This is a genomic window from Achromobacter sp. T5-5 (assembly GCF_055397965.1).
The window spans coordinates 3,783,404-3,805,182 of record NZ_AP027919.1 but is presented as its reverse complement, the minus strand read 5'-3'; the positions used below and the strand labels follow the sequence as shown (position 1 = coordinate 3,805,182).

At 65.5% G+C, this 21,779-nt stretch carries 21 protein-coding genes; 19 read left to right on the top strand and 2 right to left on the bottom strand.

Annotated elements, in window-relative coordinates:
* Window positions 1-61 precede the first annotated feature (61 nt).
* The gene (locus tag ACZ50Q_RS17310; protein ID WP_464079092.1) at window positions 62-2,668 is read right to left on the bottom strand and encodes a [protein-PII] uridylyltransferase; all 2,607 of its coding nucleotides are present in this window, start codon (window positions 2,666-2,668) and stop codon (window positions 62-64) included.
* Window positions 2,669-2,684: 16 nt separating this feature from the next.
* The gene (map, locus tag ACZ50Q_RS17305; protein ID WP_464079091.1) at window positions 2,685-3,506 is read right to left on the bottom strand and encodes a type I methionyl aminopeptidase; all 822 of its coding nucleotides are present in this window, start codon (window positions 3,504-3,506) and stop codon (window positions 2,685-2,687) included.
* A gap of 875 nt (window positions 3,507-4,381) precedes the next feature.
* Here map and rpsB point away from each other — a divergent pair.
* From rpsB to ACZ50Q_RS17210, 19 genes are all read left to right on the top strand, one after another.
* A complete protein-coding gene (gene rpsB / locus ACZ50Q_RS17300) occupies window positions 4,382-5,131 on the top strand; it encodes a 30S ribosomal protein S2 (protein ID WP_076521303.1) in 750 nt (249 codons plus the stop codon).
* Between the two features lie 180 nt (window positions 5,132-5,311).
* Window positions 5,312-6,190: a translation elongation factor Ts gene (tsf, locus tag ACZ50Q_RS17295; protein ID WP_076521302.1), complete on the top strand. Its 879-nt coding sequence runs from the start codon at window positions 5,312-5,314 to the stop codon at window positions 6,188-6,190.
* Window positions 6,191-6,368: 178 nt separating this feature from the next.
* The gene (pyrH, locus tag ACZ50Q_RS17290) at window positions 6,369-7,085 is read left to right on the top strand and encodes a UMP kinase (protein WP_076521301.1); all 717 of its coding nucleotides are present in this window, start codon (window positions 6,369-6,371) and stop codon (window positions 7,083-7,085) included.
* 15 nt (window positions 7,086-7,100) lie between these two features.
* Window positions 7,101-7,661, top strand: coding sequence for a ribosome recycling factor (gene frr / locus ACZ50Q_RS17285; protein ID WP_008167711.1), 561 nt, complete (start codon window positions 7,101-7,103; stop codon window positions 7,659-7,661).
* Between the two features lie 178 nt (window positions 7,662-7,839).
* Window positions 7,840-8,604 carry a polyprenyl diphosphate synthase gene (gene uppS, locus ACZ50Q_RS17280; protein WP_092582301.1) on the top strand — a complete coding sequence of 255 codons (765 nt, stop codon included), beginning with the start codon at window positions 7,840-7,842 and terminating at the stop codon, window positions 8,602-8,604.
* Window positions 8,605-8,653: 49 nt separating this feature from the next.
* Window positions 8,654-9,511: a phosphatidate cytidylyltransferase gene (locus tag ACZ50Q_RS17275; protein ID WP_464079090.1), complete on the top strand. Its 858-nt coding sequence runs from the start codon at window positions 8,654-8,656 to the stop codon at window positions 9,509-9,511.
* On the top strand, window positions 9,508-10,707 hold the full coding sequence (locus ACZ50Q_RS17270; protein ID WP_464079089.1) for a 1-deoxy-D-xylulose-5-phosphate reductoisomerase: 1,200 nt from the start codon (window positions 9,508-9,510) through the stop codon (window positions 10,705-10,707). The genes ACZ50Q_RS17275 and ACZ50Q_RS17270 overlap by 4 nt, the downstream gene beginning before the upstream one ends.
* Window positions 10,708-10,749: 42 nt before the next feature.
* The gene (gene rseP, locus ACZ50Q_RS17265) at window positions 10,750-12,081 is read left to right on the top strand and encodes an RIP metalloprotease RseP (protein ID WP_464079088.1); all 1,332 of its coding nucleotides are present in this window, start codon (window positions 10,750-10,752) and stop codon (window positions 12,079-12,081) included.
* 53 nt (window positions 12,082-12,134) lie between these two features.
* Window positions 12,135-14,468, top strand: coding sequence for an outer membrane protein assembly factor BamA (gene bamA, locus ACZ50Q_RS17260; RefSeq protein WP_464079087.1), 2,334 nt, complete (start codon window positions 12,135-12,137; stop codon window positions 14,466-14,468).
* 109 nt (window positions 14,469-14,577) lie between these two features.
* Window positions 14,578-15,138, top strand: a complete 561-nt coding sequence (locus tag ACZ50Q_RS17255; RefSeq protein ID WP_092582304.1) for an OmpH/Skp family outer membrane protein — start codon at window positions 14,578-14,580, stop codon at window positions 15,136-15,138.
* 17 nt (window positions 15,139-15,155) lie between these two features.
* The gene (gene lpxD, locus ACZ50Q_RS17250; protein ID WP_464079086.1) at window positions 15,156-16,253 is read left to right on the top strand and encodes a UDP-3-O-(3-hydroxymyristoyl)glucosamine N-acyltransferase; all 1,098 of its coding nucleotides are present in this window, start codon (window positions 15,156-15,158) and stop codon (window positions 16,251-16,253) included.
* 67 nt (window positions 16,254-16,320) lie between these two features.
* Window positions 16,321-16,776: a 3-hydroxyacyl-ACP dehydratase FabZ gene (fabZ, locus tag ACZ50Q_RS17245; RefSeq protein ID WP_464079085.1), complete on the top strand. Its 456-nt coding sequence runs from the start codon at window positions 16,321-16,323 to the stop codon at window positions 16,774-16,776.
* Window positions 16,777-17,571, top strand: coding sequence for an acyl-ACP--UDP-N-acetylglucosamine O-acyltransferase (gene lpxA / locus ACZ50Q_RS17240; protein WP_076521292.1), 795 nt, complete (start codon window positions 16,777-16,779; stop codon window positions 17,569-17,571).
* Window positions 17,568-18,764, top strand: a complete 1,197-nt coding sequence (lpxB, locus tag ACZ50Q_RS17235; protein WP_092582306.1) for a lipid-A-disaccharide synthase — start codon at window positions 17,568-17,570, stop codon at window positions 18,762-18,764. The genes lpxA and lpxB overlap by 4 nt, the downstream gene beginning before the upstream one ends.
* Complete coding sequence (rnhB, locus tag ACZ50Q_RS17230; RefSeq protein ID WP_464079084.1) at window positions 18,751-19,359, top strand: ribonuclease HII; 609 nt, start codon at window positions 18,751-18,753, stop codon at window positions 19,357-19,359. The genes lpxB and rnhB overlap by 14 nt, the downstream gene beginning before the upstream one ends.
* The gene (locus ACZ50Q_RS17225) at window positions 19,356-20,144 is read left to right on the top strand and encodes a TrmH family RNA methyltransferase (RefSeq protein WP_464079083.1); all 789 of its coding nucleotides are present in this window, start codon (window positions 19,356-19,358) and stop codon (window positions 20,142-20,144) included. Before rnhB ends, ACZ50Q_RS17225 begins: the two co-directional genes overlap by 4 nt.
* A 125-nt stretch (window positions 20,145-20,269) precedes the next feature.
* A complete protein-coding gene (locus ACZ50Q_RS17220; RefSeq protein WP_092582309.1) occupies window positions 20,270-20,737 on the top strand; it encodes a DUF2846 domain-containing protein in 468 nt (155 codons plus the stop codon).
* A 71-nt stretch (window positions 20,738-20,808) separates the two neighbouring features.
* Window positions 20,809-21,237 carry a hypothetical protein gene (locus tag ACZ50Q_RS17215; RefSeq protein WP_464079082.1) on the top strand — a complete coding sequence of 143 codons (429 nt, stop codon included), beginning with the start codon at window positions 20,809-20,811 and terminating at the stop codon, window positions 21,235-21,237.
* A complete protein-coding gene (locus ACZ50Q_RS17210; protein ID WP_464079081.1) occupies window positions 21,234-21,707 on the top strand; it encodes a DUF2846 domain-containing protein in 474 nt (157 codons plus the stop codon). The genes ACZ50Q_RS17215 and ACZ50Q_RS17210 overlap by 4 nt, the downstream gene beginning before the upstream one ends.
* Window positions 21,708-21,779: the final 72 nt, after the last annotated feature.

Sequence of the window (21,779 nt, the reverse complement as noted above, 5' to 3'; positions counted from 1 at the left end):
AGCATCGCCTGGCCGAAAACCCGGATTGTATGCGTTCCGGGCCGGGTCTGGCGATGCCGGCTCAGGCGGCGCGCTGCTGGGCGTCGTCGCCCGACAGCGCGTCCAGGATGTCGCGTTCGAACTGCATCTGGCTGCGGGGGCGCGCCAGCGCCGAGCCGTCCACGATGAACACGTCCTCCACCCGGTCGCCCAGCGTCATGATCTTGGCCATGAGCAGGTTGACCGCGTGGCGGGCGAAGACGCGCGCCAGGGCGTGCAGCAGTCCCGGCCGGTCGGTCGCCGTGACGGACAGGCGCCACGAGGTGCTGCGTTCGTCGGGCTGCAGCTCGGCCTGCGGCATGACCGGAAACACGCGCGAGACACGCGACTGGCGGCCGCGCCCATACCAGCCGCCGCGGGCCGGCTGCGCCTGGGCGGCGGCCTGCGGGTCCTTCAGGCGTTCGGCCAGCTCGTGTTCGACCAGCGTGGCCTGCGCCCGCAGGTCGCTCGCCCCTTCCGGCAGCAGGACGATGAAGCTGTCCAGCGCCCAGCCATGGCGGGTCGTGTGGATGCGCGCGTCCTGGATGGACAGCGACTTGGCGTCGAAATAGCCGCAGATCGCGACGAAGAGATCGGGCGCGTCGCGGGTGTAGACCATAATCTGCAGCCCTTCGCCCTGTTCGGTGGGCCGGGCCTTGACGACAGCCCGCGTGGGCGCGACCTGGTGGTACAGGTGGCGCGTGTGCCAGGCGATGTCGGAGGCGTCGTGGCGCAGGAAATACGCCACGTCGAGCTGGTTCCAGAAGGCTTCGCGCGCGTCGTCGCGCAGGCCCGCCAGCCGCGTCAGCCGCGCCGCTTCTTCCTTGCGTTCGGCCAGGACCGTGTGGGCGTCGGCGTGGGCGCCGCCCAGCGCCGCCAGCGTCAGTTTGTACAGGTCTTCCAGCAGCTTGCCCTTCCAGGCGTTCCAGACCTTGGGGCTGGTGCCCCGGATATCGGCGACCGTCAGCAGATACAGGGCAGTGAGATGGCGCTCGTCCTTGACGGTGGCGGCAAACTCCTTGATCACCTCGGGATCGGACAGGTCGCGCTTCTGCGCCACCGCCGACATCAACAGGTGCTGGCGCACCAGGAATTCCACCAACTTGGCGTCTTCCGGGTCCATGCCGTGGTCCTGCGCGAACTTGCGCACGTCGCGAGCGCCCAGTTCGGAATGGTCGCCGCCGCGGCCCTTGGCGATGTCGTGGAACAGCGCCGCCACGTACAGCAGCCAGTGCCGGTCCAGGCCCGCGATGAGCTGGCTGGCGAGCGGATACTCCTGCGCGTGCTCGGGCATGGTGAAGCGCCGCAGGTTGCGCACGACCGCCAGCGTGTGCTGGTCCACCGTGTAGGCGTGGAAGAGGTCGTGCTGCATCTGGCCCACGATGCGGCGGAACACCGGCAGGTAGCGCGGCAGGATGTTCAGCATGGTCATGCGCCGCAGTTCGTGCACGATGCCGCGCGGCTGCTGCAGGATCTGCAGGAACAGCTTGCGGTTTACCGGATTGCGGCGAAACTGCGCGTCGATGCGGTGGCGCGAATGCCAGATGGCGCGCAGCGTGCGGGCCGACATGCCGGTCAGTTCGGGGTGTTGCTGCATCACCAGGAAGGCGCGCAGCAGCAGCGTGGGATTGCGTTCGAAGCCGTCGTCGCGAATGATGTCCAGGCGGTCCCGCAGGTTGCGGAAATCGTCGTCGATGTCGCGCGCGTCGCTGTCGGGGCGCGGAAACAGCCGCTCCTCGATGTTCTGCACCAGGATGCCGTTCAGCTGGGTCACGAGCCGCGCCGCCCAGTAGTAGCGCTGCATCAGCAATTCGCTGCCGCGCCGCGTGGCGGTCGCATGGATGCCATAGACTTCGGCCAGCGCGGGCTGCAGGTCGAACAGCACGCGGTCCTCGCGCCGGTTCGACAGCAGGTGCAGCTCGATGCGCAGGCGCTTGAAGGCCTGCTCGGCCTTGCGAAGGTCGCGCGCCTCGGACGAGGTCAACAGGCCCGCCTGCGCCACCGACCGCCAGTTGTTCCCGAAACCCGCCGCCCGCGCCATCCACAGGATGACCTGCAGGTCGCGCAGCCCGCCCGGCGATTCCTTGCAATTGGGCTCCAGCGCGTAGGGCGTGTCGTGATAGCGCCCGTGGCGTTGCTGCATTTCGACGCGCTTGGCCAGAAAGAAGGCCTGGGGGTCCAGCCGCGACTTGGTCGCGGCATCGAATTTGCGCATCAGCACCCGGCTGCCGGCCAGCCAGCGCGATTCCAGCAGCGCGGTTTCCACCGTGATGTCGGCGTCGGCCTCGCGCTCGCAGTCCTCGATGGTGCGCACGCTGTGGCCGGGTTCCAGCCCCAGGTCCCACAGCGAAGCCACCAGCTGCTCGATCGCGGTTTCGTCCTCGGCCGTGGGCGCGTGGGGCAGCAGGATGAGCAGATCGACGTCGGAATGGGGGTATAGCTCGCCGCGGCCGTAGCCGCCGACGGCCGCCAGCGTGGCGCCAACCGGCAGCGGATAGTGCTTGACCAGGTCGCGCAGGGCGGCGTCGACGATCCGCCGCAGCTCGGTCAGCAGGATGTCCGGTCGTTCATGGTCCCGGAATTGCGCAACCGCGGCCCGCCGGGATTCCTGGATGCGTTCGCGCAGCTTGGTGAGGATTTCGGCGGTCATGGCTGGCAGCGGCGCTTCAGACGGCGGGAATGACGATGGGTTCGGTAATGAATGCCGGCGGTTGCGGCATGCCGGGCGACAGGGTCAGGACTTCGTAACCGGTTTCGGTCACGCAGACGGCGTGCTCCCACTGGGCGGACAGGCTGTGGTCGCGGGTGACGACGGTCCAGCCGTCGGCAAGCTGGCGGATCTCGCGGCGGCCGGCGTTGATCATCGGTTCGATGGTGAACAGCATGCCGGTCGTCAGCGTCACGCCCGTGCCGGGCTTGCCGTAGTGCAGGACCTGCGGGTCTTCGTGGAACTGCTGGCCGATGCCGTGGCCACAGAATTCGCGCACCACCGAAAAGCCGTTAGCCTCGGCGTGCTTCTGGATGGCATTGCCGATGTCGCCCAGGGTGGCGCCGTTTTTGACCTGCTGAATGCCTTTCCACATGCACTCGAACGTGATGTCGGAGAGGCGCCGGGACAGGATGGATTGTTCGCCCACCGCGTACATCCGGCTGGTGTCGCCAAACCAGCCATCCTTGATGATGGTGACGTCGATGTTCAATGAGTCCCCGTTTTTCAGCAACTTGTCGCCCGGGATGCCGTGGCAGACCTGATGGTTCACCGAGGTGCAGATGGCGCCGGGAAAGGGCGGATAGCCGGGCGGCGCGTAGCCGACCGTGGCGGACTTCACCTTCAGCTCGTCGGTCAGGTACTCGAGGCAGAGTCGGTCCAGTTCTCCGGTGGTGACGCCCGGCTTGACGTGCGGGGTGATGAAATCGAGAACTTTGGCGGCGTCCTGGCAGGCGGCGCGCATTTTGGCCAGGTCGGCCGGATTGGTGATTGTGCCCATGGAAAGCTTGCGATCTGTCGCTTGAATGTCAGCTTGAAAGAATAGTAGAATTATAGGCTTCCCTAAAAATTTGGGGAGCAATCGGGTTACCGGCAAGAGCAACAGAGCGGAATTTGGCGCTACGCCTCACGGCAAAGCGGCCAAACGATGCGCTGGTGTAAAGCCAAACCCGGCGGGTGCAGGCCTTTGGGTCCAAAGCCACCCGGCAGGAGTCCTGGTTTTGCGCGGTTCTTACTTGAGATCGGCGGCAAGCCCTGAAGTTTCACCGCAAGCGAAGGTTGTGGAGCGAGTTCGGGCAGGTCGTGGGGTCCAGGGCAGGGCGCGCATCATGCGGAATCCGGCTGGATGCGCTGGGGACGCGGATGTCGATGCCGGCTGGGCACGGCGTTCTTGCAAGCCCGGAAGTGTTTTCGAGCGGCGATGCAGGTTCGGTATGGGCGCTGGATTAAGTTCTTGGAATCCATCCTGAAAGGGAAATTCCTGAAGAACTGCCACAGCGGCCTGATGCGCGGGCAGGCCTAGCGGCCATGCAAGCGAAGAGCTGGATTTCGCCGCCAACAAAACAATTCCGGGTGCGCCTCGAAGAAACTTCCAGGAAATTCCTGGAGTGTCGGGCAGGCGCGATGCAAGTGTCTTGTGGGTGGCGGCCGTCTGGGTTTATCGCGGCAGCGTAGTAGTTAGCAGGCGCAGCAGGTCCAAGGCGAGCCGTTCCAGGCAGTACGCCTGGAGCGTCGTAGTTATTGCGGCAGTGATCGGCCGGCCCGGTTAAAATCTTTTCATCCCGCATTGGCGGGAAATCGCGCGCAACACCACCCAGGGTGTCAGCAAGATGCTGATGCAGGTGCGGCGCAAGAAACCAACCCTTGGAGAATTACATGTCTTTGATGCGCGAAATGCTGGAAGCGGGTGTCCACTTTGGTCACCAGACCCGTTACTGGAACCCCAAGATGGCTCAGTACATCTTCGGTCACCGCAACAAGATTCACATCATCAACCTGGAAAAGACGGTTGATAAGTACCAGGAAGCCACCAAGTTCGTGAAGCAGCTGGCTGCTCGCGGTGGCAACATCCTGTTCGTTGGCACCAAGCGCGCCGCTCGCGAGCTGGTCGCTTCCGAAGCCGCCCGTTGCGGCATGCCCTACGTCGACGCCCGCTGGCTCGGCGGCATGCTGACCAACTTCAAGACGGTCAAGACCTCGGTCAAGCGCCTGAAGGACATGGAAGCCGTTGTCGCCGAAGGCGGCGCCGAGCGCATGATCAAGAAGGAAGGCCTGCTGTTCCAACGCGAACTGGACAAGCTGAACAAGTCGATCGGCGGCATCAAGGACATGAACGGCCTGCCCGATGCCATGTTCGTGATCGACGTCGGCTACCACAAGATCGCCATCGCCGAAGCCAAGACCCTGGGCATCCCCGTGGTCGCCGTGGTTGACACCAACCACTCGCCCGAAGGCATCGACTACGTCATCCCCGGCAACGACGACTCGGCCAAGGCCATCGCGCTGTACGCCAAGGGCATCGCCGACGCCGTCCTGGAAGGTCGCGAGCAAAACCTGAACGGTCTGGTCGAAGAACTGGGCGAAGGTCAGGAAGAGTTCGTCGAAGTGCAAGACAACCAGGCCTAAGCCTGTTGTCATGTCCGGCGGGTAAGGTCTGGAAGCGGCGCCGAAACGGACCGCTTCCGCCCTCGCCGGCGCTGCGAAGCTGGGCTCCCATCTTCCAGGCCCGCCTAGCGCGGGCGTCCCATCGAATCAAATCACAGCCCCGGCCCGCCGGGGCGTGTCTTAGCAAAATTTGGAGCAAACATGGCTGAAATTACCGCTGCCCTGGTCAAGGAACTGCGCGAAAAGACTGACGCGCCCATGATGGAATGCAAGAAGGCCCTGACGGAAGCCGAAGGCGACCTGGCCCGCGCTGAAGAAATCCTGCGCGTCAAGCTGGGCAACAAGGCCAGCAAGGCCGCCGCCCGCGTCACCGCCGAAGGCCTGATCGGTCTGTTCATCTCCGCCGACGCCAAGAAGGGCGCCGTCATCGAAATCAACTGCGAAACCGACTTCGTCGCCAAGAACGACGACTTCGTCGGCTTCGTGAACAAGCTGGCCGAACTGGTCGCCACGCAGAATCCGGCCGACGTGGCCGCGCTGTCCGCGCTGCCGTACGGTGAAGGCACCGTCGAAACGACCCGCACCGCCCTGATCGGCAAGATCGGCGAAAACATCTCGATCCGCCGCTTCGAGCGCATCGAGACCGCCAACTCGCTGGCCAGCTACGTGCACGGCGGCAAGATCGGCGTGCTGGTTGAATACACCGGTTCGGACGACGTGGGCAAGGACCTGGCGATGCACATCGCCGCCACCAAGCCCAAGGCCCTGAACGCCGACGGCGTGGATGCCGCCGATATCGCCACGGAGCGTTCGGTCGCCGAGCAGAAGGCCGCCGAATCCGGCAAGCCCGCCGACATCGTCGCCAAGATGGTGGAAGGCTCGGTTGCCAAGTACCTGAAGGAAGTGACCCTGCTGTCGCAGCCGTTCGTCAAGAGCGACAAGCACACGGTCGAGCAGTACCTGAAGGAAAAGGGCGCCTCGATCAGCAAGTTCGTGCTGTTCGTCGTCGGCGAAGGTATCGAGAAGAAGACCAGCGACTTTGCCGCTGAGGTTGCCGCTGCCGCCGCCGGCGCCGCCTGACCTCTAGGTAGTGCTTAAAGGCCGGCGCTAGATTAAATTCTAGTCCGGCCTTTTCGCCGCATGGACCCCCCGAGGGCGTTTGCCTGGGGGGCAGCCGGCCCGCCTGGCGGGTGCGGCGCTGGGGGCAACCCCATTCTTGACTTACACTTTCGTCGGATTGTTCTTCGGGATATCACCTATGAGCAGCAGGGCATACAAACGGGTTCTTCTCAAACTTTCCGGCGAGGCGCTGATGGGCGAAGATGCATTCGGCATCAATCGCTCCACCATCGTCCGTATGACCGATGAGATCGCCGAGGTCGCCGCCGCGGGCGTCGAACTGGCCATCGTCATCGGCGGAGGCAACATCTTCCGTGGCGTCGCCCCGGGTGCGCAGGGCATGGACCGCGCGACCGCCGACTACATGGGCATGATGGCCACCATCATGAACGCGCTTGCGCTGCAGGACGCGCTCAAGCACAAGGGTATCGACACCCGGGTACAATCCGCGCTGAACATCGATCAGGTCGTCGAGCCCTACATCCGGCCGAAGGCGCTGCGTTACCTCGAAGAAGGCAAGGTCGTCATCTTCGCCGCGGGCACCGGCAACCCTTTCTTCACCACCGATACCGCCGCCGCGTTGCGCGGCGCCGAAATCGGCGCCGAGATCGTGCTGAAGGCCACCAAGGTGGATGGCATCTACAGCGCGGATCCCAACAAGGATCCCACTGCCACGCGCTATGCGCGCATCAGCTTCGACGAAGCGATCGTCCGCCGTCTGGAAGTCATGGACGCCACCGCCTTCGCGCTGTGCCGCGACCAGAAACTGCCGATCAAGGTGTTTTCGATCAACAAGTCCGGCGCGCTCAAGCGAGTCGTGAGCGGCGAGGACGAAGGCACGTTGGTACACGTTTAAAGAAAAGGAAATTCCATGAGCGCAGCAGAAATCCGCAAATCCGCCGAGGCCAGAATGGCCAAGTCGCTTGATACGCTCAAGACCAACCTGGCCAAGATCCGCACGGGCCGCGCCCATACCGGCATCCTGGACCACGTGCAGGTCGAATACTACGGCTCGCCCGTGCCGGTCGGCCAGGTCGCCAACGTGAACCTGGTCGATGCTCGCACCATCAGCCTGCAGCCGTACGAAAAGCACATGGCGGGCCCGATCGAAAAGGCGATCCGTGAATCGGACCTGGGGCTGAACCCCATCTCCATGGGCGACACGATCCGCGTTCCGATGCCGGCGCTGACCGAAGAACGCCGCCGCGACCTGACCAAGGTCGTGCGCAGCGAGGGCGAAGACGCCAAGATCGCGGTGCGCAACCTGCGCCGCGAGGCCAACGAATCGCTCAAGAAGCTCGTCAAGGACAAGGAAATCTCCGAGGACGACGAGCGCCGCGCCCAGGACGACGTCCAGAAGCTGACGGACCGTGCCGTCGCGGATATCGACAAGATGGTCGTCCAGAAAGAAGCGGAAATCATGACCGTATAATCCTGGCACGCTTCAGGGCTTCCGGCTATGCCGGCGGTCCTGGCGCCAGGAGTTCCCTGCCTATGCGCCGTCCTGTCCATTGCCTCGCGGTACATCCACGTAGCGATGGAAACGACGGCGCAGGTTTTTTCCCGTATTCGTGTCTATCACCGGCCCACCGCGCACAGTCCCCACACTAATGGCAACCAGTTCGACTCAGGCGGTCCCCGATACTCGCGACATCCCCGAGCACGTCGCCATCATCATGGATGGCAACGGCCGCTGGGCGACAAGGCGGCTGCTGCCTCGTACCGCCGGGCATGCCAAGGGCGTTCAGGCGGTCCGGCGCGTGGTCGAGGCCTGCGGACGCGCCGGCGTGCGTTACCTGACGCTGTTCGCGTTCAGTTCCGAGAACTGGCGCCGTCCGGCCGAAGAGGTCTCCCTGCTGATGCGCCTGTTCGTGCAGGCCCTGGAGCGCGAGGTCGGCAAGCTGGAAGAGCAGGGCGTGCGCCTGCACGTCATCGGCGACCTGAGCGCCTTCGAGCCGCGCCTGCGCGAACTCATCGACGCCGCCCAGGAACGCACCGCGCACAACGATCGCCTCCACCTGACGGTGGCTGCCAACTACGGCGGCCGCTGGGACATCCTGCAGGCCACGCGCGCGATGCTGGCGGCCGAGCCCGAGCTGGCGGCGCATCCCGAACGGGTGGACGAAGAGCGCCTTTCCAGGCATCTTTCCATGGCATGGGCTCCCGAGCCCGATCTGTTCATCCGCACAGGCGGCGAACAGCGCATTTCCAATTTCCTGATCTGGCAGATGGCCTACGCGGAGTTCTACTTCACGGACCGCTTCTGGCCGGACTTTGGCGCCAACGAACTCATGGCCGCCTTCGATTGGTACCGCACGCGCGAGCGCCGCTTTGGCCGCACCAGCGCTCAAGTCAGCGAAAGCGCCGCGAAGTAGGCTGAGCGCGACGCGCGTCTTTCCAGGCTGCACAAGAGGAGACCGTCATATGTTGGGCCAGCGTATCGTTACCGCCGTCGTGTTGTTGGCCATTCTGGCCGCCGCCATGGCGAGCGCCAATCCCTGGTGGTTCGTCGCCCTGCTGGCCCTGGCGGCCGCCTGCGCCAACTGGGAGTGGCTGCGCCTGACGCTGCCGCAACCGCCATCCCCCCTGATTTCCATCGGCGTCGCCGTGCTGCTCCTGGCGGGCATGCTGGTGCTGACGTCCGCGTGGCTGGCGGGCGATCGCGCGGGCGCCGGCGATCCCGGCTGGATACTGCGCTACCTCGTGCCGGCCGTGTCGGCCGTCTGGCTGTTTGCGGGCGTCGCCGCCGTGGTGCGCGGCCGTTCCGATGCGCCGCCCGCGAGTCTGGCCTGGTCGGTATTTTCGGTCCCCGCGGCCCTGGCGGCCTGGGCCGTGCTGGCGCAGATGTACATCGCGCGCGGCGCGGTGTTCGTCGTGTCCTTGCTGGCCCTCGTCTGGGTGGCCGATATCGCCGCGTATTTTGCCGGCCGGGCCTTCGGCAAGCGTAAACTTGCTCCGCGGGTCAGCCCGGGCAAGACGGTTGAAGGCGCCATCGCCGGCGTTCTGGGCGCGGTGGTGTGGATCGGCTTGTCCAGTCTCTGGGACGGCACGTTCGGCCACGCGCTGGTGCAACGCTGGTCCTTCTGGCTGACGTTGCCGATCGCCGCGGCGCTCGGCATGCTGTCCATCGTCGGAGACCTGTTCGAATCGCTGCTCAAGCGCCGCGCGGGCCGCAAGGATTCCAGCACGCTCCTGCCGGGCCATGGCGGCGTCTATGACCGCATCGACGCGATTCTTCCCGTCGCGCCGTTCGCGCTACTTTTGTCTGGAGTTTTGTTTTGACGGCTTTTCAACGTGTCGTCGTACTGGGATCGACCGGTTCGATTGGTGAAAGCACGCTGGACGTGATCGCCCGCCATCCTGAACGACTGGCGGTTTATGCGCTGTCCGCGCACAGCAGGATGCAGCGCCTGGCCGAACAGGCGCTGGCCAGCCGGGCCGCGGTCGTGGTGGTGCCGGACGCCGCCGCCCGGCAGAAATTCATCGAGGCCTGGCCGGGCACGCAGGCCATGCCCGAGATCCGCGTGGGCGCGCAGGCGCTTGCGGACACCGCCGCCGACGCGCAGTGCGATGCCGTCATGGCCGCCATCGTCGGCGCCGCCGGACTCCCTGCCGCGCTGGCCGCCGCGCGCGCCGGCAAGCGCGTGCTCCTCGCCAACAAGGAAGCGCTGGTCGCGGCCGGCTCCCTGTTCATGCAGGCGATTCGCGACAACGGGGCCGAACTGCTGCCCATCGACAGCGAACACAATGCCATCTTCCAGTGCCTGCCGCATCAGGGGCGGGCCGCCGCGCCGCAGCATCCCGCCCGGGGCGTGCGCCGGCTGCTGCTGACGGCGTCGGGTGGTCCGTTCCGCGGCCGCGATCTCGAAGACCTGCACGACATCACCCCCGCACAGGCCTGCGCCCACCCCAACTGGAGCATGGGCCGCAAGATTTCCGTCGATTCGGCCACCATGCTGAACAAGGGCCTGGAAGTCATCGAGGCGCACTGGCTCTTCGCCATGCCTGCCGATCGCATCGAGGTGGTGGTGCATCCGCAAAGCGTCGTGCACTCCATGGTCGAATACGACGATGGCTCGGTGCTCGCGCAACTGGGCCAGCCCGACATGCGCACGCCCATTGCCTACGGCCTGGGATTTCCCGATCGCATTGAAAGCGGCGTGGGGCCGCTTGACCTGACCCGGCATGGCCGCCTGGATTTCGAAAAACCCGATCTGTCCCGGTTTCCGTGCCTGGCGCATTCGTTCGCCGCGCTGCGCGCGGGCCAGGCCGCGTGCGTGGCGCTCAATGCCGCCAACGAGGTCGCCGTCGACGCATTCCTGGACGGCCGGCTGGCGTATACCTGGATTCCGCGGGTGATCGAGGCCGCCCTCGAGTGGCAAGCGCGTCAGGCATCTGTTACGCTCAGCAGTCTTGAAGACGTACTTGCTCTTGACGCCGAGGCGCGCGCCTTTGCGGGCAACCTCGGACTGGCCTGATCGCGGGCCGCGCCTGCCTCTGATTTCCTAGATTCCGACCCCATGCTTTTCACCCTGCTGGCCTTTGCCGTAGCGCTTGGCTCACTGATCATTTTCCATGAGCTGGGGCACTATTGGGTTGCCCGCCTGTGCGGCGTGAAGGTGCTGCGGTTTTCGGTGGGGTTTGGCAAGGTCATCCTGCGCCGCACCGACCGCCACGGCACCGAGTGGGCGGTCTCCGCCTTGCCGCTGGGCGGCTACGTCAAGATGCTGGACGACGCGCCGCCGGGGGCCAGCCCGGCGCTGGCGGCTGGCGCCTTCAACACCAAGCCTGTGGGCCAGCGCATCGCCATCGTGGCTGCCGGCCCCATTTTCAACCTGATTCTTGCGGTCTTCCTGTACGCGGGCCTGAACATGGCCGGTACCGAAGAGCCGGTGGCCGTCATTGCGCCGCCGACCGCCGATACGCCCGCCGCGCGCGCCGGCCTGCTGGCCGGCGACCGTATCCTCGCCATCGACGGTGAGGAAGTCGCCTCGTGGTCCGACGCGCGCTGGCGCCTGATGGACGTCATGTCCACGGGCGGCACCGCCCGCATCGAGGTCAGTACGCCCACCGGAGCGGTCCAGCAGCGCGAACTCCAGCTTCCTCCCAATACGATGGATCCGGACGCCGGCGATCCGCTCGCCGCCGCCGGCATCCGGTTGGCCCAGCCCAAGCCGGCGGTGCGTGCCGTGATCGACGGCGGGGAAGGGCAGGCCGCGGGCCTGCGCGCCGGCGACCAGGTCGTGGCCGTGAACGGCCAGCCGGCCCCCGATACCGGCGCGCTGGTCAGGCAGATCCAGGAAAACGCCGGCAAGACGCTGGCGCTGACGGTCGCGCGTGATGGCGCCAATGTCACCCTGAACGTCACGCCCCGCCCGGAAGTCGTCAACGGCCAGGAAATCGGCCGACTGGGCGTGCAGCTTGGCGGCAATGTGCCGATGGTGACGGTGCGCTATGGCGTGTTCGACAGCCTGTGGCGCGGCGCGGTGCGCACGTGGGACACCGCCTGGTTCTCGCTGCGCATGATGGGACGCATGGTCACGGGCGACGTCTCGTGGCGCAATGTCAGCGGTCCGGTCACCATTGCCGACTATGCCGGCCAGACCGCGCGGATCGGTATTGTTGCGTATATCGCCTATATCGCATTGATCAGCATCAGCCTTGGCGTTTTAAATTTGCTTCCCATTCCTATGCTGGATGGTGGCCATCTGCTGTACTATCTCGTCGAAATCGTGCGGGGTAGCCCGCCGCCAGCGAAGTGGATCGACATCGGACAACGCGCCGGCATAGGTATATTGGCAAGCCTCATGGGGCTTGCGCTGTTCAACGATTTCACGCGTTTGTTCACTTGAACGCGATTTAGCATAAAATCCCCCGCCATTTGCACGACCGAGGATACTCAAGGATGTCTTTTCGCCGGATGTTTCATCACAAAAAGGGTGTACTGCCGGGTCTCGTAGCCGCATTGCTGTTGCCGGCCCTGGCCCATGCCTTCGAACCCTTTGTCGTGCGGGATATCCGCGTAGAGGGTATCCAACGAACCGACGCCGGCACCGTCTTTGGTTATCTCCCCGTCAAGGTCGGTGAAAAATTCACCGAAGAAGAAGCCACCGAAGCCATTCGCCGTTTGTATGGCACGGGGTTTTTCACCGACGTTCAGATCCAGACCGACGATAATGTCGTCGTCGTGGTCGTGCAGGAACGTCCCACCATCGCATCCGTCAATTTCAACGGCATGCGCGAATTCGATTCCAAGGCCATTACCACCTCGCTCGCGCAGGTGGGTTTTGCCGAGGGCCGCATTTTCGACCGCTCCATGCTCGAGCGCGCCGAATACGAACTCAAGCAGCAGTATCTGTCCAAGGGCAAATACGGCGTCGAAGTGACCTCCACCGTGACGCCGCTGCCGCGCAATCGCGTCGGCGTGAGTTTCGACGTGTTCGAGGGCTCGGTCGCCCGCATCCAGGAAATCCGTTTCGTCGGCAACAAGGCGTTTTCCGAAAGCGACCTGCTCGACGAATTCAAGCTCACGACCCCGGGCTGGCTTACCTGGTATACCGATACCGACAAATATTCGCGCGAAAAGCTCGAAGGCGACCTGGAGCGCCTGCGCTCGTTCTATCTGGACCAGGGTTACCTGGAATTTTCCGTGGAGCCGCCGCAGGTCACGATCTCCCCGGACCGCCAGGACATCCGCATCACGATCACCATCCACGAAGGCGAACCCTACAAGGTGCGCAGCGTGAAGCTGGCCGGCAACCTGCTGGGCCTGGACAAGGAAATCAACGATCTGGTGCAGATCAAGGCGGGCGAGACCTTCTCGGCCGCCAAGACCAACGATTCGGCCAAGGCGATCACCGACTATCTGGGTGAACTGGGCTACGCGTTCGCCAACGTCAACCCGAACCCGCAGCTCGACCGTGCCAAGCATGAAGCCGACCTGACCTTCTACGTCGATCCCAGCCGCCGCGTCTACGTGCGCCGCATCCAGATCGGCGGCAACACCCGCACCCGCGACGAAGTCGTGCGCCGCGAAATGCGCCAGCAGGAAGCTGCCTGGTACGACGCCGGTGACATCAAGACCTCACGCGACCGCGTCGACCGCCTGGGTTACTTCAGCGACGTCAACGTCAAGACCGACCCGGTCCCGGGCTCGCCCGACCAGGTCGACGTCAACGTCGACGTGAAGGAAAAGCCCACCGGCATGATCAACCTGGGCGTGGGCTACGGCTCGTCCGAAAAGGCCATTCTGTCGGCCGGCATCAGCGAAGACAACGTCTTCGGCAGCGGCACGAACCTGACGCTCCAACTGAATACCAGCAAGACGAACCGCGCCGTGGTGCTGTCGCACACCGATCCGTACTGGACCAAGGATGGCATCAGCCGCACGACGTCCGCGTACTACCGCGTGACCGAGCCCTGGAACAACAACGACGGCGACTACCGCGTCAAGGCCATGGGCCTGGGTATGAACTTCGGTATCCCGATCTCGGAGTACGACCGCATCTTCCTGGGCGGCAACTTCGAACGCAACCAGATCGACCTGTACGACAACTCGCCGGCGGCCTACGAGGACTTCGTCGACCAGTACGGCGATTCGACGAACGCGGTGATCTTCAGCGCCGGCTGGTCCAAGGACACGCGCGACAGCGCCCTGGCGCCGACCAAGGGTTCGTACACCCGCCTGAAGGCCGACCTGTCGACCATTGATCTGCAATACACCATGCTGACGGCGCAGCAGCAGTACTACGTGCCGCTGGGCGGCTCGTACACGCTGGCGCTGAACGGCATGGTGGACTGGGGCCAGAGCTACGGCAGCAAGGATTACCCGGTCATCAAGAACGTGTACGCCGGCGGTATCGGCACCGTCCGCGGCTACGAAGGCTCGTCGCTGGGTCCGCGCGACGTCAAGACGGGCGATTACCTGGGCGGCACGCGCCGCATCGTGGCCAACGCCCAGCTTTACCTGCCGTTCCCGGGCGCGTCCAAGGACCGCACGCTGCGCTGGTTCGTTTTCAGCGATGCCGGTCAGGTGTCGGCGGGCAGCGGCCTGAGCTGCACCCGCGGGCGCGACAACACCGAGGTCGAGGATCCGTGCGGCTGGCGTTTCTCGGCGGGTATCGGCCTGTCGTGGCAGTCGCCGATGGGTCCGCTGCAACTGTCGTATGCGCGGCCGCTCAACGCCAAGCAGGGCGACGACAAGCAAAGCTTCCAGTTCCAGATCGGAACCGGATTCTGAGCGAGGCGTTACTCTTGAAAACAAGGGCGCGGCCTCCTGGCCCGGCGTCCTTGCTGTTTAGTGGCACAATACACACTTTGGCTTTGCCTTACTGGAAGGTGAGATTTTCATGATGTCTGATTTCGCACTTAAATCATCGAAGACGCTGGGCGCCAAGCGCCGTGGCAAGCTGGGCGGCTCCATTGCCCTGGTGGGTGCGCTCATTCTCGGTTCGGCTGCCGCGATCCCCGCGCAAGCGCAAGGCACCAAGATCGGTTTCGTCAATACCGAACGCATCCTGCGCGAATCGGGTCCGGCCAAGACTGCGCAAAGCAAGATCGAAGCCGAATTCAAGAAGCGCGACGACGAACTCCAACGCCTGAACAACAGCCTGCGCTCGCAAGCCGAGAAATTCGACAAGGACGCACCCGTCCTGTCGGAATCCGACCGCGTCAAGCGCCAGCGCGAACTGGCCAACCTGGATACCGACCTGCAGCGCAAGCGCCGCGAGTTCCAGGAGGACTTCAACCGCCGCCGCAACGAAGAATTCTCCACGATCGTGTCCAAGGCCAATGACGCCATCAAGCGCATCGCCGAGCAAGAAAGCTACGACCTGATCATCCAGGACGCGGTGACGGTCAACCCGCGCATCGACATCACCGACAAGGTGATCCAGAGCCTGGGCAAGTAAGCGATACCCGTCTAGCCATGCCGGTTTTACTGGATCTTGCCCGCGCGCCAACGCTTGAAGCCCTGTTGAGCGCCGCCAATACCCAGGGTATGGACTGGCGCATCAGTGAGGTGTCCGGCGCAGACCCCATGCGGGTCTGCGGCATCGGAACCCTGGCTTCGGCCGGCCGCCAGGAACTCTCGTTCCTGTCCAATCCCCGCTATCAAAGCCAGCTTGGCGCAACCGGAGCCGGGGCGGTCATCGTCTCGCCCGAGGTCGCCGAGGCCCTCGAAGCCCAGGGCAGTGACCGGCCGCCTTTCGCGCTGGTCGTCTGCAAACATCCCTATCTGCTCTACGCGCGCATTGCGCAGTGGTTCGACACTGCCCGCAGGCCCGCGCTGCCCGCTGAAACCCATCCCTCCGCCGTGGTCGCGCCCGACGCGATCATCGAAGAGGGCGTGCGCATTGGCCCCAATTGCGTCGTCGAGTCCGGTGCACGCATCGGCCGCGGCACGGTGCTGGGTCCCGGTTGCGTCATCGGCGCAGGGTCGTCCATCGGGTCTGACGGGCGCCTGCATGCCAATGTCACGCTCTATGAAGGCGTGAAGATCGGCGCGCGGGTCATTCTGCACAGCGGTGCGGTGCTGGGCGCCGACGGCTTCGGGTTCGCGCCCGATCCCTCGCTGGGCAAGGGCGCCTGGGGCAAGATCCCGCAGTTCGGCGGCGTGTCGCTGGGCGATGACGTCGAGATCGGCGCCAACACCACCGTCGACCGCGGCGCGCTCGAAGACACCGTGCTGGCGGACGGCGTCAAGCTGGACAACCAGATCATGGTCGGCCACAACTGTCGCATCGGCGCGCATACCGCAATGGCGGCGTGCGTGGGCGTGGCGGGTTCGACCACCATCGGCGAACGCTGCACCATCGGCGGCGCCGCGATGCTCTCGGGCCACCTGGTCCTGGGCGATGACGTACACATTTCGGGCGGCACGGCAGTGACGTCCAATATTTCCAAGCCGGGCCGCTATACCGGGGTCTTCCCGTATGCGGAGCATGGCGACTGGCAGCGCAATGCCGCCGTGATACAACAGTTGGCGCAATTGCGCCGCCGCGTGCGCACGCTGGAAAAGGACTAGGGCGCTGTCGCCGCCCTGGCGCGCGCGCGCCGCCACATTATTTAATTTCGCAGGAACGCATAGAAAAATGGAACTCGACATCAAGGGGATCATGGAGAGGCTGCCGCATCGCTACCCGATGCTGCTGATTGACCGTGTTGTTGAAATGGTGCCTGGCAAGTCCATCGTCGGCATCAAGAACGTCTCGATCAACGAGCCGTTCTTCACCGGTCACTTTCCTCACCATCCGGTGATGCCGGGCGTGCTCATCGTTGAAGCCATGGCGCAGGCTTCGGCGCTGTTTTCCTTCACGGATGAAAACGGCGGGCTCAAGTGCGAAGGTTCCAAGACGGCCTATTATCTGGTCGGCATTGACGGCGCGCGCTTCCGCCGCCCCGTCGTCCCGGGCGATCAACTGCGCATCGAGGTCGAAGCCGAGCGCCTGAGCCGCAGCATCTGTAAGTATCAAGCACGTGCGACGGTCGACGGCCAGGAAGTGGCGTCGGCCAAGCTGATGTGCGCGATTCGCAGCCTGGAAGAGTAAATGGCAGGAAACATCCATCCCACCGCTGTCGTCGATCCGGCGGCAAAAATCGACCCGACCGCGGTCATCGGCCCGTTCGCAGTGGTGGGGCCCGATGTGACCATCGGTGCGGGTACCGAGATCGGTCCTTACTGCATGGTCGACGGCGTGACCACGATCGGTCGCGACAACCGCTTCTACCGGTATTGCTCCATCGGGGGCATGCCGCAGGACAAGAAGTACGCGGGCGAGGCCACCCGCCTGACGATCGGCGATCGCAACACGGTTCGCGAATTCGTCACGCTGAATACCGGCACGACGCAAGATGGCGGCGAGACCACGCTGGGCGACGACAACTGGATCATGGCCTATGTCCACGTCGCACACGATTGCCACATCGGCAGCCATACGATCCTGGCGAACTCGGTCCAACTGGGCGGCCACGTCCATGTGGGCGACTGGGCCATCATCGGCGGCCTGACCGGCGTGCATCAATTTTCTCGGGTCGGCGCGCACACCATGACGGGCGGCAACAGTTCGCTCATGCAGGACACGCCGCCGTTCGTGCTGGCCGCGGGCAACCCCTGCCGTCCGGTGGGGATCAACGTCGAAGGCCTGAAGCGCCGCGGCTTTACGCCGGCCGCCATCTCGGCCCTGCGCGAAGCCTACAAGATCATCTACCGCCGGGGCCTGCCCCTGGACGAGGCGCGCGCCGAATTGCGCGAACGCCAGCAGGCCGTCCCCGAAGCCGCCGAGCATCTGCAGACATTGCTGGATTTCCTGGACGTCGCGTCCCGCGGCATCATCCGCCCATGAGCTCGCGGATCGGCATGGTGGCCGGCGAGCCTTCGGGCGACCTGCTGGCCGGGCGCATCATTGCCGGTCTGCAAGCGCGCGACGGCAGCGTCCATTGCGAGGGCATCGGCGGCCCCCAGATGCAGGCCCACGACTTCGAAGCCTGGCATCCGATGCATGCGCTGACGGTGTTCGGGTACGTGGACGCGCTCAAGCGCCTGCCCAGCCTGTTGGCCACGTATCGCGACGTCAAGCGTCGCTGGCTCGCCCAGCCGCCCTCGGTGTTCGTCGGCATCGACGCGCCCGACTTCAACCTGCGGCTGGAACACCAACTGCGGCAGGCCGGCACGCCGACGGTGCATTTCGTCGGCCCCTCGATCTGGGCCTGGCGCTACGAGCGCATCCACAAGATCCGCGAATCGGTTTCGCACATGCTGGTGCTGTTTCCGTTCGAGGAAGAGATTTACCGCAAGGAAGGCATTCCCGTCACCTATGTGGGCCATCCGCTGGCCGGCGCGGTGCCGATGCAGCCCGACCGCGCCGCGGCCCGGGAACGCCTGGGCATCGACCAGGGCGCGCGCGTGCTGGCGATCCTGCCCGGCAGCCGCTCGTCGGAGATCCGCCTCCTGGCGCCGCGTTTCCTGCAGGCCGCGCAGCAATTGCTGAAGAAAGATCCCGCGCTGCAATGCATCGTCCCCATGGTCAACGACCAGCGGCGGGCGGAATTCCTGGAGATCCTGGCTCAGTACCCGGTGCCCGGGCTGCGCTGCGTCACTGCCCACGATCTGCACGGCGAAGGCGGTGACCGCAAGGCGCCGGTGGCCTGGTCCGTGATGGAGGCCGCCACGGCGGTGCTCGTGGCCAGCGGCACCGCCACGCTGGAGACGGCGCTGTTCAAGCGTCCCATGGTGATTTCGTACGTGCTGTCGCCCTGGATGCGGCGCATCATGTCCTGGAAATCGGGTCAGCAGCGCCCCTATCTGCCGTGGGTGGGGCTGCCCAATGTGCTGCTGCGCGACTTCGTCGTGCCGGAGCTTTTGCAGGACGATGCCACGCCCGATAAACTGGCCGAAGCGACCTGGCAGGCATTGACCGACGACGCGCTGATCGCGCGCGTGGAGTCCCGGTTCACCGCCATGCATCAGGACCTGTTGCGAGACACGCCGGCGTTGGCCGCGCAGGCGATCCTGGAGGTGGCCGATGGAGCAGCCTGATCTGTTCGTGGCGCCCGAGCAGCCCGCCTTGCTGACGGCGGGCGTGGACGAGGCGGGCCGCGGTCCGCTCGCCGGCCAGGTTTACGCGGCGGCCGTCATTCTGGACCCGTCGCGGCACATCGATGGGCTCGCGGACTCCAAGGCCCTGACCGCGCTGCGGCGCGAGGCGCTCGCCGAGCAGATCAGGGAGCGGGCGCTGGCCTGGTGCATCGCCAGCGCCACCGTCGCCGAGATCGACAGCCTGAACATCCTGCGCGCCACGCTGCTGGCGATGCAGCGCGCCGTGCAGGGCCTGGCCACCGCGCCGCAATTGGCCCTGGTGGACGGCAACCAGGCGCCCAAGCTGCGCTGCACCGTGCAGACGGTCATCAAGGGCGATGCGCTCGTGCCGGCGATCTCGGCCGCGTCCATTCTCGCCAAGACGGCGCGCGACGCGGACCTGCTGCGGCTGCATGCGCTGTATCCCCAGTATGCGTTCGATCAGCACAAGGGCTACGGCACGCCGCTGCACCTGCAACGGCTGCGCGAACACGGCCCTTGCGCCGAACACCGGCGCAGCTTTGCGCCCATCAAGGCATTCGGCCTGGCCTCATGAAGCACATCAGTTCCCGCGACAACCCCGCGGTCAAGGCGCTGGCCAAGCTGGCCGGCACGGCGGGCAAGCGCGGCGCCCCGGTGCTGCTGGACGGCGTGCACCTGTGCCAGGCATGGCTGCAGCATCATGGCGCGCCCGATCAGGCGATCTTCGATGTCGAGCGCCTGTCCCATCCCGACATCGCGGCCCTCGCCGCGGGCGTTTCCGACCGCATCAGCCTGGCGCTGGATGCCCGGCTGATGCACACGCTTGCCGCGGTGGAAAGCGGGCAGGGCGTCGCCTTCGTGGTGACGCCGCCTGTGCCGGCGCCGCCGGAGCAGGTCGACGAAACCTGCGTGCTTTTTGACCGCATCCAGGACCCCGGCAATGTGGGCACGCTCTTGCGCACGTGCGCCGCGGCGGGGGTGAAACGGGTGTTCCTGGCGACCGGCACCGCCGCCGCGTGGTCCCCGAAGGTGCTGCGCAGCGGCCAGGGCGCCCATTTCGCCCTAGCCATCCACGAGCATGTGGACCTGGAGGCCTTGCTGCCCCGATTGCGCGTTCCCCTGGTTGCCACCGCCCTGGACGGGGCGCGTGACCTCTACGCGGGCAGGCTTCCCGAGCGGTGCGCATGGGTGTTCGGCCACGAAGGCCAGGGGGTGGCCCCGGCGCTGCTCGCGGCCGCGACCCTGAAGGTCCGCATCCCGCATGACGCCGGCGCGGTGGAGTCGCTGAACGTCGGCGCGGCGGCGGCGATCTGCCTGTTCGAACAGCGCAGGCAGGCCAGCGCCCCGCGCGCCGGTTGATCTGCTTCAGGATTCCCCGCTTTTCCGCCTATTGAGGGCCGCAGACCCGCCTTATACTGCCGCGTCCGCGCAGGACGCCGCCGTGGAGGCGGGCGTCACGCGCATTTCGACCTGGGAGGCGACGCGTGAAGAATTGGATCAAACTGAGTATTGCCGCGCTGGGCGCCGCGACGCTGCTGGCAGGCTGCGCGGGCCCGCGTTATGCCGATGTGTCGGCGCGGATTTCCGCGCTGCAGCCGGGCGAAGGGCGCATCTACTTCTACCAGCCCAAGACCGCCAACGGCGGCAAGACCCAGCACCCCGCGATCCTGGTGGACGGCACGCGGGTCGGCAAATCCAAGATGGGCCACTTCTTCTTCGTGGACCGGTCGGCCGGCACCCTTGAGGTCACAACCGCGACGGACCGCAAGGAGCAAAAGGCGCCGATCACCGTTCCGCTCGCGCCGGGCCAGACGCAGTACGTCAGGGTGGACATCGAGGGCGGCAAACAGGTCCTGCAGCTGGAAGGGTCGGCCGAGGCGGCCCAGCAGGCCCTGGCGGAACTGCGGTACTGGGGCGCCGGCCGGCGGGAGCGCGAGCCGCTGCGCTATTGATGCGGCGTCACGTTTTGTAGATTTCTGACGCACCCATATACTTACGCACTTTATTCCTAGCCGAGGTATCCATGGCGTCGTCGGTGGTGCAGAAAATGGCGGGTGCGGTCCGCGTGGGAAAACTCGCAGCCATGGCCGGTGCGGGCGCGCTGCTCTTGGGAGCGTGCATGTCCGTGCCGACGCAACGCGTCGCGTTGGTCCCCGTTGCGGCGGCAGACCCGGTAAGCGTGATCCAGTTGTCGCGCATGGTCAGCGCCCAATTGTCCAATGACAGCCTTGTCACCCTGTCCGCGGGGTCGCAATGGCAACGGGTTGGCGCCTTGCCCCAGGGCGACGCCTACCGGTCGCTCAGCGGGCTGTTCACCATCCAGACGCGGCGCCAGGCCGAAGCCTATGTCGTGGCGTCGTCCGGAAAGCTCGTCGGCTTTTACTTGCCGGGCGAATCGGCTTACTTGTCCTTGAATCGCCCCGTCACGCTGCCGGTGGAGATGCGTCAATGAAGGTTTGGCTGATGAAACTGGCGGCGGTTGCCGCGACCGCCGTGGCGCTGGCAGGCTGCGCCGGCCCGCAGTATCAATCGCTGCAGGGCCGCATTCCGCCGATTGCGCAAGGCAACGGACGCATTTACTTCTACCAGCCGCAAACCACGCCCGTGGCGGCCGCCCAGCAGAAACTGCGCGTCAACCAGGATGTGGTGGGCCGCAACAAGCCGGGCAGCTTCTTCTTCGTGGATCGGCCGGCCGGCAGCTATGTCGTGACCAACCTGTACTGGACGGGCGAGGGCGTGAGCTTCATGCTCGACGCGGGCCAGACGCGCTATGTGCGTGTCACCGCCGAGTCGCTGGGCAGCACGGGCGCGGTCGGCAACCTGTCGATGGAACTGGTCGATCCGCCGGAGCGCGCCGAAGCCGAGATGCTGCGCTTGCGCTATTGGGGCGCAGCGACGCCCGAGCGGGTTCCCGGCCTGTAACGGGTTCCGCCCGGGGCGCGGATTTGCGCAAACGCGCGGATGCTGTGCCCCTGATTTCCTGCTTGCCAGACC